Here is a 17,411-nt window from a genome sequence, read left to right on the forward strand (position 1 = left end):
TGAATGTGACAATGACCGGAGATCACGTCAAGGCCCGTGCACGCACCTGTGGACAAACTTGTCCGGGCCACATCAGCCTCCAGTACGGGTCCGTACGCCGGAAGGCTGAGAGAGGATCCAGCTCCAGGTCTGACGTTTCCGGCCGACCGCGCCACTAACGTCGAGCTCGTGACTGTCATCGCGACCGAAAGCCTGAGCAAGCGGTACCCCCGAGTGACCGCCCTCGACCGGCTCTCCCTGGACATCGGGCCTGGTGTGACCGGCCTCGTGGGTGCCAATGGAGCCGGCAAGTCCACGCTGATCAAAATTCTGCTGGGACTGTCCCCCGCCACTGAGGGCAGCGCCGCCGTTCTCGGCCTCGACGTCGCCACACACGGCAACGCCATCCGCGAACGCGTCGGCTACATGCCCGAGCACGACTGCCTGCCACCCGACGTCTCGGCCACCGAGTTCGTCGTCCACATGGCACGCATGTCCGGGCTCCCGCCGACCGCCGCCCGCGAGCGCACCGCCGACACCCTGCGTCACGTGGGGCTGTACGAGGAGCGCTACCGGCCCATCGGCGGCTACTCCACGGGCATGAAGCAGCGCGTCAAACTCGCTCAGGCGCTCGTGCACGACCCCCAGCTGGTGCTCCTCGACGAGCCCACCAACGGGCTCGACCCGGTCGGCCGTGACGAAATGCTCGGTCTGATCCGACGGGTCTACACCGACTTCGGCATCTCCGTCCTGGTCACCTCGCACCTCCTCGGAGAGCTGGAGCGCACCTGCGACCACGTCGTGGTCGTCGACGGCGGCAAGCTGCTGCGTTCGAGCTCCACCAGCGACTTCACCCAGATCACCACCACCCTCGCGGTCGAGGTCACCGACTCGGACGCCCATCCGGACGGCGCCGCCGCCCTGCGCAAGGCGCTCGCCGAGGCCGGCGTCACCTTCCTCACGGCCGGGGAGCAGGGCCTGCCCGGAGCGGGCCACATCCTCCTCGTCGAGGCCACCGGCGAGCAGACGTACGACATCGTCCGCGACACCGTCGCGGACCTGGGCATCGGTCTGGTCCGCATGGAGCAGCGCCGCCACCACATCGCGGAGGTCTTCCGCGACAACGACCCGACCGTCCAGCAGAAGGGAGCCGGTTCCGATGGCGCCTGACACCTCGACCCAGATCCACAACATCGGCTACCGGTCCTACGACGGGGCCCGGCTCGGCCGCGCGTACGCCCGGAAGTCGCTGTTCTCGCAGTCCCTGCGCGGGGCCTACGGACTCGGCCGCTCGGCCAAGTCCAAGGTGCTGCCGATGCTCCTGTTCGCGGTGATGTGCGTCCCCGCACTGATCATCGTCGCCGTCGCCATCGCGGTCCCCGGCTCCACCGAGCTGCCGATCAAGTACACGACGTACGCCCTGACCACCCAGGTGATCATCGGCCTCTACCTCGCGTCGCAGGCACCCCAGTCGGTCTCCCGTGACCTGCGCTTCAAGACCGTGCCGCTCTACTTCTCGCGGCCCGTGGAACGCGTCGACTACGTCGTGGCCAAGTACGCGGCCATGGCCTCGGCCCTGTTCATCCTCACCGCCACCCCGCTGCTGATCATGTGGATCGGTGCGCTGCTGGCGAAGTTCGACTTCGGTGACCAGACCAAGGGATTCGGGCAGGGACTGGTGTCGGTACTGCTTCTGTCGCTGCTCTTCGCCGGCCTCGGGCTGGTCATGGCCGCGCTCACCCCGCGCCGCGGGTTCGGTGTCGCCGCCATCATCGCCGTGCTTCTGATCCCCTACGGTGCGGTGACCGCCGTCCAGGGCATCGCTTACAGCACCGGGAACGCCGGGGCCATCGACTGGATGGGGCTGTTCTCCCCGATCACCCTGATCGACGGCTTCCAGACGGCCTTCCTCGGAGCGACCTCCGCCTTCCCCGGCGGAGAGGGCCCCTCGGCCGGCATCGGCTTCGTCTACCTGCTCGTCGCCCTCGGCCTCATCGTCGGCTCCTACGCCGCCCTGATGGCCCGCTACCGGAAGGCCGGGCTGTGACCATCATCGACATCGACCACACCTCCCGCTGGTTCGGGAACGTCGTCGCCGTCAACGACGTGACCATGCGCATCGGCCCCGGAGTGACCGGTCTGCTGGGTCCCAACGGCGCGGGCAAGTCCACGCTCATCAACATGATGGGCGGCTTCCTCGCCCCCTCGACCGGCACCGTCACCCTCGATGGCACGCCGATCTGGCGCAACGAGCAGGTCTACAAGCAGGTCGGCGTCGTGCCCGAGCGCGAGGCCATGTACGACTTCCTCACCGGTAAGGAGTTCGTCGTCGCCAACGCGGAACTCCACGGCCTCGACGAAGCGGCCGCCCGGCGGGCCCTGGCCACCGTCGAGATGGAGTACGCCCAGGACCGCAAGATCTCCACCTACTCCAAGGGCATGCGCCAGCGCGTGAAGATGGCGTCCGCCCTCGTCCACGACCCGTCCGTGCTGCTCCTGGACGAGCCGTTCAACGGCATGGACCCGCGCCAGCGCATGCAGCTGATGGACCTGCTGCGTCGCATGGGCGACTCGGGGCGCACCGTCCTGTTCTCCTCCCACATCCTGGAGGAGGTCGAGCAGCTCGCCTCGCACATCGAGGTCGTGGTCGCCGGACGGCACGCGGCCTCCGGTGACTTCCGCAAGATCCGCCGCCTGATGACGGACCGCCCGCACCGCTACCTCGTCCGCTCCTCCGACGACCGGGCCCTCGCCGCGGCCCTGATCGCCGACCCCTCCACCGCCGGTATCGAGGTCGACCTGAAGGAAGGCGCCCTGCGCATCCAGGCCGTCGACTTCGGCCGCTTCACCGAGCTGCTGCCACGTGTGGCCCGGGAGCACGGCATCCGGCTGATGACGGTCTCGCCTTCCGACGAGTCGCTCGAATCGGTCTTCTCCTACCTCGTCGCGGCCTGAAAGGAGCTGGCACACCATGTACAACCCCACCGTCGCCCGGCTCACCTACCGGGCCCTGCTCGGCCGCCGCCGCGCACTGATCCTCTTCCTGCTGCCCGCCCTGCTGATCCTCATCTCGATCGCCGTACGCGCCCTCACGGGTGTGGACGACAAGGTGGCAGCCGACCTCCTCGGGGGCTTCGCCCTCGCCACCATGGTTCCGCTGATCGGTGTCATCGCAGGCACCGGAGCCATCGGACCGGAGATCGACGACGGCTCGATCGTCTACCTGCTCTCCAAGCCGGTGAAGCGGCCGACGATCATCATGACCAAGCTGATCGTCGCGATCGCCGTCACCATGGCCTTCTCGGCGATCCCCACCCTGATCGCCGGCTTCATCCTCAACGGCAACGGCCAGCAGATCGCCGTTGCCTACACCGTCGCCGCTCTCGTCGCCTCGATCGCCTACAGCGCTCTGTTCCTGCTGCTGGGCACCGTCAGCCGGCACGCGGTCGTCTTCGGCCTGGTCTACGCCCTGATCTGGGAGTCGCTCTTCGGGAGCCTGGTCTCCGGAGCCAAGACCCTCAGCGTCCAGCAGTGGGCGCTCACCCTCGCCGAGAAGATCGCCGGCGAAGGGTACGTGGACGCCACCGTGGGCCTGCCCACCGCCGTGGTCCTGCTGTGCGCGGTCACCGTCGGGGCCACCGTCTACGCCGGCCAGCGGCTGCGCCGCCTCACCCTGGCGGGCGAGGAGTAGGCCTGCTCCCCGCTCTGCCGCACCACTTCAGGAAGCTGTGCCCCGCCCGGCCCACCGGCCAGGCGGGGCACAGCTTCGCGCGGCATCATCGGGGCATGATCGAGCACACCGAGCCGGAGCCGTCCAGGCCCCTGCGGTCCTGGATACGCTCCTCGCCCGGTACGCACATCTGGCTCCTGATCATCGCCGTGACCAGCATCATCGTCGTGATCGCCCCCGACCGGGTCGAGCACGTCCTGCTCCACCGGAACAGCAGCAACATCCACGAGCTCGTCAAACACCCGGTGCGGGCACTGCTCAGCAGTGCCTTCTGGATCGAGAACCCGGCCTCGCTCGCCCTCTACGCCGTCATGTTCGAGGTGTTCCACGCCCCCGTCGAACGATGGCTCGGCACCCTGCGCTGGCTCGTGATCGTCGCGACCGCCCATGTCGTCGCCACCCTCGTCAGCCAGAAGGTCCTCCTGGACGCCATCGAGGACCACCGGGCTCCGCGCAGCATGACCCATGTGGTCGACATCGGCGTCAGCTACGGACTCGCGGCCGCCGCAGGGGTGCTCACCTACCGGCTCCCCGGTCCCTGGAAATGGTTCTACCTCGCTGGGCTGCTGCTGTTCTTCGGGCTCCCGCTCGTCAGCGGCGGTACCTTCACCGACCTCGGACACGCCATCGCGCTCTCCGTCGGCCTGCTCGCCTGGCCGTTGACCCGCAACGTTGTTTCACGTGAAACACAACCCCTGTTTCACGTGAAACGTAGCTAGTGCTGTGGCCGGAAAGGTCCACCGGCACTAGTCGCCCGCTGCCTGCGCGATGCCGTGCTCCCACGCCCACGCGGCGATACCCACCCGGTTCCGGGCTCCCAGCTTCGCCTGGACGTTCGCGATGTGGGTCTTCGCGGTCCCCGCGCTGATGAACAGCTCCGCGCCGATCTCGGCATTGGTCAGCCCCCGGGCCACCAGCCGCACGATGTCCACCTCCCGGCCGGTCAGCGGATGGGCCTGGGACACCGGGGGCGCGGGCGAGCCGTCGGGTCCGGCTCCCGTGAGACGACTGAGCAGCCGTACGGTGATCTGCGGGCTGATCAGCGTGTCCCCGGCCATCGCCGCCCGTACCCCCTCGATCAGCAGCGTGGGCCCCGACCGCTTCAGCAGGAAGCCGCAGGCACCGTTGCGCAGCGCGGTGTGCACGTACTCGTCCAGGTCGAACGTCGTCACCACCACCACACGCGTCCGGGGCGCCAGCAGCCGGGTCACCTCCAGCCCGTCCAGCTTCGGCATCCGGATGTCCGCGAGCACCACGTCCGGCCGGAGCTCCCCGGCCAAGGCCACCGCGCTCTCCCCGTCCGCAGCCTCGCCCACCACGGTCATGTCCGGCTGCGAATCGAGGATCAGCCGGAAACCGCTGCGGATGTCTTCTTGGTCATCGGCTATCAGGATGCGTGTGGTCACGTCCGCCATGATCACCTGAGAGGGTCCTCCTGCGCCGGGAAGACCGCGGAAACCCGCCATCCGCCGTCCGCATCCGCCCCGGCCCACAGTGTTCCGCCCGCGCCCTCCACCCGTGCGCGCAGGCCTGCCAGACCGGTCCCGCTCCGGCGCAGGCGGGGCAGGCGCCCGATCGGGCCCGGGGCAGCGGAGTTGGCCACGCTGAGCTCTATCCCCGGTCCGGCCCGGCGTACGGCGACGCGCACCACGGCCGCCCCGGGCGCATGCCGGCGTACGTTCGTCAGGGCCTCGACGGCCACGCGGTACGCGGTGCTGCCCGCCTCGCGAGACAGGTGCCGCACGGCCTCCGCGTCGGCCTCCAGCACACCGCCCTCGAACCGGTCCACCAGGTCCGGCAGTTGCGCGGGCCCCGGCACCGGAGCGGTCGGCCCCGCCGCCTCCCTGAGCGCGTGCACGGTGCGGTCCATCGACTCCAGCGCACTCAGCCCCGCCGCCTCGATCCGCTCCAGCGCGCGGACCGCCTGCTCGGGGTCCTGTGCGGCCACGAACCGCGCCGCCTGCGCCTGCACCACGATCGCGCTCACGTCGTGCGCCACGAAGTCGTGCAGGTCCCGCGCCAGTTCCAGCTGCTGGTCGCGGCGGGCGTCCCGGACGGCCCGGCCCACCCGGTCCGCCTGGCGCCGCAGGAAGGCGCCCGCGGCCACCGAGCCGAAGGCGGGCAAGGACCAGAAGGCGGCTGCACCGATCGCCTCCAGCCACGAACCGTTCTCCCACACCAGCGGGACCGGCCACACAGCGACCGCTGCCACGCCCAGGGCGCCCGCGAGGCCGCCGGACCGTGCAGGGGACCAGCGGGCCACCAGGCCCAGCAGCGGAAGCAGTACCCCCATACCCGCCAGCGTCCAGGAGCTGCGCACGGGCACGGCCGAACCGATCAGGGACAACAGGCTCGCGACGGCCAGGGCAGGGGCGTACAGCGCGCTCGGTATCAAGGTCACCACCCGACCCTACGAGCCCCTCCCGCGCCGGGGCATCTGCCGTTCGGCAGAGGCGGATCGCTTCCGCCGCCCGAGCAGACCTGCTGATCGGCGGATGGTTCCGCGGCGTCCACCGGACCAGGCTGGGGACATCACCGACCCCCTGCCGAAAAGGACTTCGGACGATGACCGCACTCACCGCCACCCCCATATCTTCCACCCCCACAGCTCCCACCGCCCCGGGAGCCGCCGCCGCACCAGGCGCTCGGTCCGGCCCGGCCGTCAGCCGCCCGGTCCGCTGGGCCGCCCACGCGACCGCCCTCACCGTCCTGCCCAGCGGCCTGTGGAGGCTGGCCATCGCGGTGGGCATACCCGTCGGCTGGGGAGCAGGCAGCGGACTGGAGGCGGAACTCTTCCCCGGCAGGTGGTCCTTCTACCTGCTGGGCCTCAGCGCCTTCGCCGAGTGCCTCGGCCTGCTCGCCCTCGGTCTCGTGCAGCGCTGGGGCGAGGTGGTCCCGAGCTGGGTCCCCGGGCTCCGGGGCCGGCGGATCCCACCTCTCGCGGCCGTCGTACCCGCCGCCCTCGGGGCCGTCGCCCTGACCCTGATCGCCGTCCCCAGCGCCTTCCACTGGAGCACTTCCATGGCGGCGCCGGGAGCACCCACCGGAGCCGGCTGGTGGCTCATGACCCTCTGCTACGCCCCGCTCGTGCTCTGGGGCCCGCTGCTCGCGGTGGTGACCGCCGCCTACTGGCGGCGCCGCCGGATGCACGGCTGAGGCGCGGCCGACCCACGGAAAATCGCTGGTACGGGGACTGCACTAGGAGCAGAGTGAGCAGTGCGGGGAGCAACAAAAGGTCCGGGGCAGCCACTTCGAGCGCGCCATCTGGCGCGGGCTGCTCCGGACCTCTCGTACGTCGTGTCCGCTACGCGGCGCCGAGCAGACGCTCCAGCACCACGGCGATGCCGTCCTCCTCGTTGGAGGTCGTCACCTCGTCGGCCACGGCCTTGAGTTCGGCATGGGCATTGGCCATCGCCACTCCGTGCGCGGCCCAGCCGAACATCGGGATGTCGTTGGGCATGTCCCCGAAGGCGATCGTCTCGGCTGCCTTCACGCCGAGCCGGCGCGCCGCGAGCGACAGGCCGGTGGCCTTGGTCAGCCCCAGCGGCAGGATCTCGACGATGCCGGGACCCGCCATCACGATGTCGACCAGACTGCCCACGGTCTGCCGCGCCACCTTGACCAGCGCGTCGTCGTCCAGCCCCGGGTGCTGGATGTACAGCTTGTTCAGCGGCGCCGTCCACACCGCCGTGAGGTCGTCCAGATGGACGGCGGGCAGACCCTCCTGCGTCTTGTAGCCGGGCCCTATCAGGACTTCGCCGTCCAGGCCGTCGCGGCTGGCGGCCAGGGCCAGCGGACCGATCTCGGCCTCTATCTTCGACAGCGCCAGACCGGCGAGCTGCCGGTCCAGGGTCACCGAGGTCAGCAGCCGGTGCGCGCCCGCGTCGTAGACCTGAGCGCCCTGCCCGCAGACGGCGATCCCCTTGTAGCCGAGGTCGTCGAGTACGTGCCGGGTCCAGGGCACGGACCGGCCGGTGACGATGATGTGCGCAGCCCCCGCCGCGGTGGCGGCGAGGAGCGCTTCACGGGTGCGTTCCGAGACGGTGTCGTCGCCACGCAGCAGCGTGCCGTCGAGATCGGTCGCGACGAGCTTGTACGGGAACGGGGCCGGGCTCACTTGGAGATCGGCTCCAGGAACTCGCGGCCGCCGAGGTACGGACGCAGCACCTGGGGCACCCGGACCCTGCCGTCGGCCTGCTGGTGGTTCTCCAGGATGGCGACGATCGTGCGGGGAACCGCGCACAGGGTGCCGTTCAGCGTGGACAGCGGCTGGGTCTTCTTGCCGTCGCGGTAACGGATCGACAGGCGGCGGGCCTGGAAGCCGTTGCAGTTCGATGCGGAGGTCAGCTCGCGGTACTTGCCCTGGGTCGGGATCCAGGCCTCGCAGTCGAACTTGCGCGAGGCGGACGAACCGAGGTCACCGGTGGCGACGTCGATCACCTGGAACGGCAGCTCCAGGCTGGTCAGCCACTGCTTCTCCCAGTCCAGCAGCCGCTGGTGCTCGGCCTCGGCCTCCTCCGGCGCGACGTACGAGAACATCTCGACCTTGTCGAACTGGTGGACGCGGAAGATTCCCCGGGTGTCCTTGCCGTACGTACCGGCTTCGCGGCGGAAGCACGGCGAGAAGCCGGCGTACCGCAGCGGCAGCTTGTCGGCGTCGATGATCTCGTCCATGTGGTACGCCGCGAGCGGGACCTCGGAGGTGCCGACCAGGTAGTAGTCGTCCTTCTCCAGGTGGTACACGTTCTCCGCGGCCTGGCCGAGGAAGCCGGTGCCCTCCATGGCGCGCGGGCGGACCAGCGCGGGGGTCAGCATCGGGATGAACCCGGCCTCGGTGGCCTGCGCGATCGCCGCGTTGACCAGCGCCAGCTCCAGCAGTGCGCCCACACCGGTCAGGTAGTAGAAGCGCGAGCCCGACACCTTGGCGCCGCGCTCGACGTCGATGGCGCCGAGCGATTCACCGAGTTCCAGGTGGTCCTTGGGCTCGAAGCCCTCGGCGGCGAAGTCACGGATGGTGCCGTGCGTCTCGAGGACGGCGAAGTCCTCCTCGCCGCCGACCGGGACGTCCTCGTGGACGATGTTCCCGAGCTGGAGGAGCAGCTGCTTGGCGGCCTCGTCGGCCTCGTTCTGCTCGGCCTCGGCGGCCTTGACGTCCTGCTTGAGCTGTTCGGCCCTCTTCAGCAGCTCGGCCCGCTCCTCCGGGGAGGCCTTGGGGATGAGCTTGCCGAGCGACTTCTGCTCGTTGCGCAGTTCGTCGAAGCGCATGCCGGAGGACCTGCGGCGCTCGTCGGCGGAGAGCAGTGCGTCGACGAGTTCGACGTCCTCTCCACGGGCGCGCTGCGAGGCGCGGACACGGTCAGGGTCTTCACGGAGCAGCCGGAGGTCAATCACGCCTCCCAGGCTACCGGGCTGGGGTTCCGGGGATCACATCGATATCACGCTGCGTGTCACTATGTCCCGATTGCGGCTAATGGATAAGTCTCGGTGACTGACCGGAAGTGGTCGTTCTCGGGTAGTCAATAAAAGTGGTGCCATTCGCCGAAATGGGGCACAGGCGTGTCGGCCGGGCGCGCCCTGAGCAGGGCCGGGAAGCCTTCCTTGTCCACAGGAATTGCCGCTACCACCAGCTTATCCACAGGCTGTGTGCTACCTCTGTGGACACAGGAATAGATCATTCCCGATCGGTTGCCGCCCGGAGGCAATCAGGGTTCAAACCACCCTCACACACTCATTCGGGTGGGAATGACTCGCCCCAAAGAGTTGATCGGTGATACGTGGGTGACGGTGTTCACCTACCGCTCCCCAGCGCGAAACCCGGGTCAGTGGGCCGATTTGTCGACCTTGTCGCGCCGTCGTGTCGACTTGTCCCCAGGTCGGCCCCCAGGCCTGTGGATAACTCTGTGGACAATGGACGGAGCCCTACGACCGGCCGTCGAGGCAGCGCGCCAGCCAGTCGGAGGCTGCCGTGAAATCGCCGTCGGACGTTCCCTGCCGGGCGGCCTGGACGTCACCCTGAGCGACACCGGCCCGCGGGTACGAGCCGAGGAAGCGGATCTGCGGGCAGGTGCGCTTGAGGCCCATCAGGGCCTCGCTCACCCGGCGGTCGGAGACGTGGCCCTCGGCGTCGACCGCGAAGCAGTAGTTGCCGATCCCCTCGCCGGTCGGCCGGGACTGGATCAGCATCAGGTTCACCCCGCGCACCGCGAACTCCTGGAGCAGTTCCAGCAGCGCACCCGGGTGGTCGTCACCGAGCCAGATCACGACGGAGGTCTTGTCGGCACCGGTCGGGGCGGAGGGGCGGGCCGGACGCCCGACGAGGACGAACCGGGTCTCCGCGTTCTCCGCGTCGTGGATCTCCGTGATCAGGGGGACGAGCCCGTAGGTGGTGGCCGCGAACTCACCGGCGAAAGCGGCGTCGAAGCGGCCCTCCTGGACCAGCCGGGCGCCATCGGCGTTCGAGGCGGCCGACTCCCACACCGCGTCGGGAAGGTTGGCCCGCAGCCAGTTGCGCACCTGCGGCTGGGCCACCGGGTGCCCGGTGACGGTCTTGACGTCCGACAGGGCGGTCCCGGGACGGACCAGCAGTGCGAAGGCGATGGGCAGCAGCACCTCGCGGTAGATCATCAACGGCTCGCCGGAGGCCAGCTCGTCGAGGGTGGCGGTGACACCGCCCTCCACCGAGTTCTCGATCGGGACCAGGGCGGCAGCGGCCTCACCGTTGCGCACCGCATCCAGAGCGGCCGGGACCGACACCATCGGGACGAGCTCCCGGGTAGCGGCTTCCGGCAGCGTGCGGAGGGCGGCTTCGGTGAACGTGCCCTCGGGGCCGAGATAGGTGAAGCGGGTGGCCGACATGTGATCAGCCTAATGCCGGGGCACCCACTGCCGGGTTGCTGTTCACCCATCGAGCAGCCGCTGCCCGACGTACTCCCCGCTGCGGGGGCCGGGCGGGACCGCGTACAGACCGCTGGACTCGTGGCGGATGAATTCCGACAGGGCGTCGCCGCGGTCGAGCTTGCGCTGGACGGGGACGAATCCGCGCAGCGGATCGGCCTGCCAGCAGACGAACAGGAGCCCGGCGTCGGGGACGCCGTCGGGGCCGATGCCGTCATGGAAGGAGAAGGGGCGCCGGAGCATGGCGGCTCCGCCGTTCTGCTCCGGTGCGGAGATCCGCGCGTGGGCATTGGACGCGATGACCGGCTTGCCGTCGGGGCCGAACTTGTCGAGCGCCATCTCGGTGGTCTCGCTGCCACCGGTCAGCGGGGCGCCCGTGGCCTTGGTGCGGCCGATGACCTGCTCCTGCTGCGCGAGGGACTGCTTGTCCCAGTCGTCCAGAAGCATGCGGATCCGGCGGACGACCGCGTACGAGCCCCCGGCCATCCAGGCGTGTTCGGCGGGGCCCGGTCCCGTTCCGGGGACGAAGATCCGCTTGTCGAAGTCGGGCTCCGAGGGCTTCGGGTTCCCGGTGCCGTCGACCTGGCCCATGAGGTTGCGGGCGGTCATCGGGGAGGCGGTGGCGCCGGGCGAACGGTTGAAGCCGTTCATCTGCCAGCGGACGCGGGCGGCCTCCCCGGCGTCCTTCTGGATGGCGCGCAGCGCGTGGAAGGCCACCAGCCCGTCGTCCGACCCGATCTGGACCCAGAGGTCGCCGTTGCTCCGCCGTTCGTCGAGCCGGTCGGCGGAGAACGCCGGAAGCGGGTCGAGGGCCACGGGGCGGCGGGCGGTGAGGCCGGTGCGGTCGAAGAAGGAGTGGCCGAAGCCGAAGGTGACGGTGAGGGAGGAGGGCCCGGCGTCGAGCGCGATGCCCGTGTCCCCGTCCGGGGACGTCTCACCCGCCATCAGCCGGCGGGCCGTCTCGGACCAGCGCCGCAGCAGGGCGGCAGCCTCCGTGCGGCCCGCCCCGGGGACGAGGTCGAAGGCGACCAGGTGTCCCTTGGCCTGCAGGGGTGTGGTGATGCCGGCCTGGTGGTCTCCCTGGAAGGAGACCTGGACGGCGCCCAGCGCGGACGCGCTGCCGCCGGAGCCGTTGCCGGAGCCGCTCCCGGATCCGGTGAACGCGGAGTGCCCCAGGGCGCCTCCGGCGGCCCCGAGCGCGAGCCCCGCGGCGCCCGCGGCGCCGACGGTGCCCAGCAGCCGGCGCCGCGAGATGTCGATGTCGGTGTTGCTCTCGGTCACGCTGGTCAGCCGATCTTCACGGTCTTCTGGACGGTCGTCTGGTCGATGTCGGAGGTGCGGACGGTCACGTCGATCCGCCATTCGCCCGCGAGCGGCAGCTGGACCCCCGAAGAGCTCCAGTGCCCGGCAGCGGCGCGGTCGGGGACGAGCGGCAGGGGACCGATGTCCTTGGCGGGCAGAGTGAAGGCGATCTTGACCTCGGGGAGGTCGAGGGGCTTGCCGTCCGGGGACTCGGCCCACACGTGCAGGGTGTTGGCGCCCACCCGGCCCGGGTCGAGCTCGAGCCGCACCTCTCCCTTGCCGTTCTGGCCGCCGGTGTCGAACGGCAGGGTGATCTTGACCGCGCGGTCGGGGACGGCGGTCGCGGTGGAGCCCCGGCCCACCTCCTGCTCCACGGCCCGGCCCGGCTCGGTGCTGGTCAGGATCGTGGTGACGGCGAGCAGGACCACGGCGACGCCCGCCTCGGCCAGGACCGAGCGGCGCAGCCCGGCGCGGTCCGGATCGGCGTTGCGTACCCGCTTCTCCTGGGCGTTCTCGCGGGCGGCACGCTGCCGTGCGAGCTGCGCGGCGCGTTTGGGGTCGGCCGGGACGGTGACGGGCTCTGTTTCACGTGAAACATCGCGAGGGGCGATCACCTTCACCGGCTGCTGTGCGGTGGCGCCGGCGGCGAGCCTGGCGGTCCACTTCCGCGACAGGTAGGCGATGGCGAGCAGGACGGCGACGAGGCCGATCTTGAGGAGCAGGAGCCGCCCGTAGTCGGTACCGGTGAGGGCGGACCAGCTGCCGAGCTGACGCCAGGCCTGGTAGACACCGGTCACGGCGAGCACGGTGACGCTGACGAGGGCGACGGTGGAGAACCGGCGGACGGCCGAGCGCTCGATCCCGGGGACCTTGTGGAGCGCCAGCAGCAGCGCGGCGAGACCGCCGAGCCAGGCGGCGACGGCCAGCAGGTGCAGGATGTCGACCGGCATCGCGATGCCGGACTGGATCCCGGTGGAGGCGTGCTCGGACAGGGCCCAGGTGGCGGCGATGCCCGCGGACACGACGGAGCCGCCGATGGCCAGGCCGAAGGTGAGGTCGCTGGTGTCCTCGTCCCTCTGGTCCCGGGCGCTCTCCGGGCCGCCCTTGCTCCCGCTGCCTCCCCTGACCCGCTCCGCCGCACCGGAAGCCGGCAGACGCCGCGCGTAGGCGCCGAACAGGACCGCGATGAAGAGGGCGGCGGCGCCGAGCAGCAGCAGCCGGGAGACGAGGGAGGCGCCGGTCTTGGTCTCCAGGACCGCCTTCAGCCCGTCCAGGTCGAGGGCGTCGGCGAACCGTCCGGACCCCGTGTACGGGGTGCGCAGCACCAGCATCGCGAGGGTGGCGGCCGTGAGGGTGACCCAGGCACCCACGACGAGCTGCTGCAGCGGGCGCTGCGCCGCGCCCCGCCGCCAGCACAGCAGGATGAAGGCGGAGCCGCCGACCAGGACGGTGAAGCCGGCGTAGGCGGCGTAGCGGGCGATCCCGTACGCGATGCCGACGGGACCACCGCCCGCCTGCTGGGCGGGGAGGGTGACGCTGGTGGCCGAGGGCGCGCCGACGGAGAAGGTGAACGCCCCGGAGATCGGGTGGCTGTCGGCCGAGACGGCCTGCCAGGCGACGGTGTACGTGCCGTTCGGCAGGCCGGAGTGCAGAGCGGTGCCGTAGCGGATGACGTTCCCGCTGCACATGTCGCGCAGCTCACCGGTGTCGACGCGGCGGCCCTGCGGGTCCAGGACGCGGATGGAGTCGTCGCCCATGGCGACCTGCTCCGAGAAGGAGAGGGTGACCTGGGAGGGGGCCGTGGCGACCACCGCCCCGTCCTTGGGGTCGCTCGCGGTGAGTGCGGCGTGTGCCGTGGCCGGGGAGGCCGCGGTGAACAGGGCTGCCAGCAGGGCTGCGAGGACCAGCGCCAGCCGCGGCAGGAGTGCCGTGGCGCGGACGCGGGCCGCGGATGGGGCGGGGGCGGTGGCCGTCATGGCGTGTCAGTCCCTCGGTCCGTCAGTGGGCGTTGGAGTGCTGAGCGGTGTACGTCCGTTCCTTCACGTCGAGCTCGACCTCGACGTCACCGGCCTTCTCGAAGTGCAGCTCGACGGTGACCTTCTCGCCCACCTTCGGGGTGCTCTTGAGCCCCATGAACATGACGTGGTCGCCGCCGCGCTCCAGCTTCAGCTCACCGTTCGCGGGCACGTCCTTGGAGGGGACCTGCTGCATCTTCTGGTCCTTGGTCTCGTGGATCTGCAGATCGTCCGAGAGCGGGGACGTCACGCCGGTGAGCTTGTCAGCGGTCTTGGAGTCGTTCTTGATGACCATGAAGGCGCCGGCCATCTTGTCGTTGACGGGCTCGGGCATGAAGGCACCGCTGACCGTCAGCTTCGGCTTGTCCGCACCGTCGCCGGAGGCGGATCCGGAGTCGGAGCCGGAGGAGGAGCAGCCGGATATGACCAGCGCTGCCGCCAGGGAGACGGCGGCGGCGAGGGTGCGGGTGGTGCGGGCGGTCACGGGTTCTCTCCCTTGATGAGCTTCGGCAGGTCCTTGGTGTAGTCGTCGACGGTGGCGCCCTCGCTGTAGAGGACGTAGCCCTCGTCGGTCTTGGGCGAGAACGCGATGACCTGGGCGCCGTGCATGGAGACGACGCTTCCGTCGGCCTCCTTCTTGGCGGCCTCGATACCGATGCCGAGCGTGCGTGCGGCGGCCTGGATGGTGGCGAAGTCTCCGGTGAGTCCGACGAAGGCCGGGTCCTGGGCGTTGAGCCACGGGCCGAGCGATGCGGGAGTGTCCCGTTCGGGGTCGGTGGTGACGAAGACGACCCGGAGGTTGTCCTGGTCGGCCTTCGGGAGCGCCTTCTTGGCGACGGCGATGTTGCTCATCGTCAGCGGGCACACGTCGGGGCAGTTGGTGTAGCCGAAGTAGATGAGCGTCGGCTTGCCCTTGGTCTGCTCACGCAGGTTCCACGGCTTGCCGGTGGTGTCCGTGAGGACGAGTTCCGGCTTGGTGAAGGGGCGGTCCAGGACGGTCGCGGCCTTGGCGCCGCTCTGGCCGCCGGCGATCTGGGTGACCGAATCCGGCTTGACGGGTTCGCCGCCGCAGGCGGAGAGGGTGAGGGCGGCCGCCGCGACGAGCGCGGCGACCGTCACACGTGTGGTGCGCATGGAAATGTCCCTGGGATCGGGGATACGAGTGGGTTCCGGAACGACGCTGCCCGAGGGCGCGAGGTCAGGCGGAGCGGCGGCGCGAGGCGACGCCGAAGGCGACACCGCCGAGCCCGACGACGATGCCGGCGACGCCGAGGATGCGAGCGGTCGTGTCGGAGCCGTGCTCGGCGGCGGCCTCGGCGTGGCCGTCCTTCGCGTCCTGGGCGTTCTTGTCACCGGCGTTCTTGGCGTCGGCCGCGTGGTGGTCGTCGCCCTTGGCGGCGGTCAGCTTCAGCACGGGCGCAGGGTTCTGCGGCTCCGCGGCGCCTTCCTTGGCCTCTTCGATCCAGCGGACGACCTCGCCGTTGTCGTACGTCTGCAGGGACTTGAAGACCATCTGATCGGCGTTCTCCGGCAGCTTGCCCACGGAGAGCGGGAACTGCTGGAACTTGCCGGGCTCGATCTTCCCGCCGGACCAGGTCACCTTGGTGACGGCTTCGTTGATCTGCTTGCCGTGCACGGTGAGCGGCTTGTCGAGCTTGCTCTTCTCGACCGTCACGGTCCAGCCGGGGACGTCCTGCGGCATCACGGACGTGAGCGGCTGGTCGATCGGGAAGTTGACCTCGAGCTGGGTCGTCGACGCGTTGTCGCGCTCGTTGGGGACCTTGAAGTTGATCGTCGCGTAGCCGCCCTTGGTGGCATCGCCGGGCTGCACGCTGACGTGGGCGAAGGCGGTGCCGGAGAACAGGAGGACGGTGCCGGCGGCGAGGGCGGCGGCGAAGGAGACGCGAGAGGTCTTCATGGCAGAAACACTCCACGGAAGCAGGGGTGACGGTGGGTCCGCGCACGGGCGCGCGCGGAGTTCGCGGCACCGGGCTGCTCCCGGTGTCTCCGGGGAAGGGGGTGCCGCGTCAGGCTGCGAGGACGAGGGCCGGGGGCGGCCCGCGCCTGATCACCGCGTGCTGGAGTGCCTCCCGCCCGGTGGCGGGAGCAGGACCGGCGACGGTCCGCGGAGCCCGCGGGTCACGGGCGGGCGCGCCGGGCAGCCCGGTTCCGAGGATGCGTACGAGGGCCAGCGCGGTGCGCAGGGCCCGTACCGGGGTGGCTTCGGTGGACAGCCGGGACAGCTCGACGAGCCGGCCGAGCGCGGCGTCGCCCCGACCGAGCAGCCAGCCGGCGGCGAGCGCGGCCAGCAGGTGGCCGATCAGCATGGCAGGGCTGAACAGGCCGGTCTCGGGAGCCGGTCCGGCGGCGTGTGCCAGGTGGGCGTGGACCGCCTGGCCCTCGTCCAGGGACCGGGCGGCCAGGGCTGCCGGGTCCAGTCCGGCGGCCTCCACGATCTGCCGGGCCGAGGCGGGGTCGAGCGGGACGGAGTTGCCCCCGCACACCAGCTGCGCGGCGAGGGCCGCGACCGAGGTGTCGGAGGATCCGGCCGGGGCCTGGGCGGCCGCGCTGCCGTGCTGGCCGAGGCCGAACAGCGTGTGCAGCGCCAGCTGTCCGGCGGTGAGCCCGACGGCGATGCCCGGTAGCGTACGGCGGCGTCCCGCGAGCGGGGCCGCGGCCGCGAAGACGGCCAGGAAGCCGATTCCGAGGGACCACCAGGGCACGGTGGCGCAGGATGCCAGGGCGTGCCCGATCGCAGCCAGCACGACGCAGACCGCGGTGAAAACCGCGGTCCGTACGAGCCGGGGTCCGGCTCCGGCGTGCTGGGCGTGGGGGGCAGTCATGGCCGGGCCATCATCGCACTGGGGTCATGCCCTGCATACGGCAGGTCGCGCGTGCCTGCGGTTCCGTGCCACGGGCATCGTGCATACACCGCTGTCCGGGAGTGCCACATCGGCCGAACGAGGGCATTGAGGACGCCGAGGGACGTCCGGGCGCTTACGGCCCCCCGAGGGCGGCAATAGGTAACCGTATGAGCATCTGGTGGTCTCTCCACTTGAGGCGCGAAGCCGCGAGCGTGCCGCTCGCCAGGCGACTGCTGCTGGGGACGATGGACACCGCGGGGGTGGACCCGGACATCTCCTTCGATCTCTCGGTGGCGCTGAGCGAGGCCTGTGCCAACGCGGTGGAGCACGGCGGTTGCGGCGATGCCCTGGAGGAGACCGAGGCGTACCACGTCACGGCCTATCTGGACGGGGACTGCTGCCGCATCGAGGTGACCGACTCGGGTCCGGGATTCCCGCCCGCGACGGTGGCCCGCCGTAGACCCGCCCTGGCCGAGCACGGCCGGGGCCTGCACCTGATCGCCGAGCTCGCCGACCACGTCCGCCTGCGCAACCGCCCCGGGCGGGGCGCGGTGGTGAGCTTCGACAAGATGCTGAAGTGGCGTGACGACGCGCTGCTCAAGGTGTCGTAGACGCGCCGAAGGGCGG

At 70.6% G+C, this 17,411-nt stretch carries 18 protein-coding genes; 7 read left to right on the forward strand and 11 right to left on the reverse strand.

Annotation, left to right across the window (positions count from 1 at the left end; genetic code table 11):
* Positions 1-168 precede the first annotated feature (168 nt).
* From IO30_RS0109970 to IO30_RS0109990, 5 genes are all read left to right on the forward strand, one after another.
* On the forward strand, positions 169-1,149 hold the full coding sequence (locus tag IO30_RS0109970; protein WP_078904061.1) for an ABC transporter ATP-binding protein: 981 nt from the start codon (positions 169-171) through the stop codon (positions 1,147-1,149).
* Positions 1,139-2,026, forward strand: a complete 888-nt coding sequence (locus tag IO30_RS0109975; protein ID WP_031141392.1) for an ABC transporter permease subunit — start codon at positions 1,139-1,141, stop codon at positions 2,024-2,026. The genes IO30_RS0109970 and IO30_RS0109975 overlap by 11 nt, the downstream gene beginning before the upstream one ends.
* Positions 2,023-2,934, forward strand: coding sequence for an ABC transporter ATP-binding protein (locus IO30_RS0109980; RefSeq protein ID WP_031141394.1), 912 nt, complete (start codon positions 2,023-2,025; stop codon positions 2,932-2,934). The genes IO30_RS0109975 and IO30_RS0109980 overlap by 4 nt, the downstream gene beginning before the upstream one ends.
* Before the next feature lie 16 nt (positions 2,935-2,950).
* Positions 2,951-3,670, forward strand: coding sequence for an ABC transporter permease (locus IO30_RS0109985; protein ID WP_031141396.1), 720 nt, complete (start codon positions 2,951-2,953; stop codon positions 3,668-3,670).
* 95 nt (positions 3,671-3,765) lie between these two features.
* The gene (locus tag IO30_RS0109990; RefSeq protein WP_037893579.1) at positions 3,766-4,428 is read left to right on the forward strand and encodes a rhomboid-like protein; all 663 of its coding nucleotides are present in this window, start codon (positions 3,766-3,768) and stop codon (positions 4,426-4,428) included.
* Positions 4,429-4,455: 27 nt separating this feature from the next.
* Here the strand turns inward: IO30_RS0109990 and IO30_RS0109995 are convergent, their stop codons facing one another.
* Positions 4,456-5,124, reverse strand: coding sequence for a response regulator (locus tag IO30_RS0109995; protein ID WP_031141400.1), 669 nt, complete (start codon positions 5,122-5,124; stop codon positions 4,456-4,458).
* A 2-nt stretch (positions 5,125-5,126) separates the two neighbouring features.
* On the reverse strand, positions 5,127-6,110 hold the full coding sequence (locus tag IO30_RS0110000; protein ID WP_272933195.1) for a sensor histidine kinase: 984 nt from the start codon (positions 6,108-6,110) through the stop codon (positions 5,127-5,129).
* A gap of 164 nt (positions 6,111-6,274) precedes the next feature.
* Here IO30_RS0110000 and IO30_RS0110005 point away from each other — a divergent pair, with 164 nt between their 5' ends.
* The gene (locus IO30_RS0110005) at positions 6,275-6,865 is read left to right on the forward strand and encodes a hypothetical protein (protein WP_051902092.1); all 591 of its coding nucleotides are present in this window, start codon (positions 6,275-6,277) and stop codon (positions 6,863-6,865) included.
* A gap of 148 nt (positions 6,866-7,013) precedes the next feature.
* On the opposite strand, the gene IO30_RS0110010 is transcribed toward IO30_RS0110005, so the two are convergent.
* The 9 genes from IO30_RS0110010 to IO30_RS0110050 form a co-directional block, all read right to left on the reverse strand.
* Positions 7,014-7,826 (reverse strand): HAD family hydrolase, encoded by an 813-nt coding sequence (locus tag IO30_RS0110010; RefSeq protein WP_031141413.1) that lies wholly within the window; start codon positions 7,824-7,826, stop codon positions 7,014-7,016.
* The gene (gene serS, locus IO30_RS0110015) at positions 7,823-9,100 is read right to left on the reverse strand and encodes a serine--tRNA ligase (protein ID WP_031141420.1); all 1,278 of its coding nucleotides are present in this window, start codon (positions 9,098-9,100) and stop codon (positions 7,823-7,825) included. The genes IO30_RS0110010 and serS overlap by 4 nt, the downstream gene beginning before the upstream one ends.
* A 528-nt stretch (positions 9,101-9,628) precedes the next feature.
* Positions 9,629-10,564 (reverse strand): prephenate dehydratase, encoded by a 936-nt coding sequence (pheA, locus tag IO30_RS0110020; RefSeq protein WP_031141421.1) that lies wholly within the window; start codon positions 10,562-10,564, stop codon positions 9,629-9,631.
* 42 nt (positions 10,565-10,606) lie between these two features.
* On the reverse strand, positions 10,607-11,965 hold the full coding sequence (efeB, locus tag IO30_RS0110025) for an iron uptake transporter deferrochelatase/peroxidase subunit (protein WP_078904062.1): 1,359 nt from the start codon (positions 11,963-11,965) through the stop codon (positions 10,607-10,609).
* Complete coding sequence (locus IO30_RS0110030; RefSeq protein ID WP_031141424.1) at positions 11,890-13,881, reverse strand: copper resistance CopC/CopD family protein; 1,992 nt, start codon at positions 13,879-13,881, stop codon at positions 11,890-11,892. Before IO30_RS0110030 ends, efeB begins: the two co-directional genes overlap by 76 nt.
* 22 nt (positions 13,882-13,903) lie before the next feature.
* A complete protein-coding gene (locus IO30_RS0110035) occupies positions 13,904-14,404 on the reverse strand; it encodes a copper chaperone PCu(A)C (protein WP_031141426.1) in 501 nt (166 codons plus the stop codon).
* On the reverse strand, positions 14,401-15,054 hold the full coding sequence (locus IO30_RS0110040) for an SCO family protein (RefSeq protein WP_031141428.1): 654 nt from the start codon (positions 15,052-15,054) through the stop codon (positions 14,401-14,403). The genes IO30_RS0110035 and IO30_RS0110040 overlap by 4 nt, the downstream gene beginning before the upstream one ends.
* Positions 15,055-15,118: 64 nt before the next feature.
* Positions 15,119-15,838 (reverse strand): YcnI family copper-binding membrane protein, encoded by a 720-nt coding sequence (locus IO30_RS0110045; protein ID WP_031141430.1) that lies wholly within the window; start codon positions 15,836-15,838, stop codon positions 15,119-15,121.
* Positions 15,839-15,947: 109 nt separating this feature from the next.
* Positions 15,948-16,763: a hypothetical protein gene (locus tag IO30_RS0110050; RefSeq protein ID WP_031141431.1), complete on the reverse strand. Its 816-nt coding sequence runs from the start codon at positions 16,761-16,763 to the stop codon at positions 15,948-15,950.
* A 188-nt stretch (positions 16,764-16,951) separates the two neighbouring features.
* Here IO30_RS0110050 and IO30_RS0110055 point away from each other — a divergent pair, with 188 nt between their 5' ends.
* Positions 16,952-17,395 carry an ATP-binding protein gene (locus tag IO30_RS0110055; protein WP_031141432.1) on the forward strand — a complete coding sequence of 148 codons (444 nt, stop codon included), beginning with the start codon at positions 16,952-16,954 and terminating at the stop codon, positions 17,393-17,395.
* Positions 17,396-17,411: the final 16 nt, after the last annotated feature.

Origin of the sequence: Streptomyces xanthophaeus, from assembly GCF_000725805.1 — a bacterium.
Lineage (GTDB): Bacteria > Actinomycetota > Actinomycetes > Streptomycetales > Streptomycetaceae > Streptomyces > Streptomyces xanthophaeus.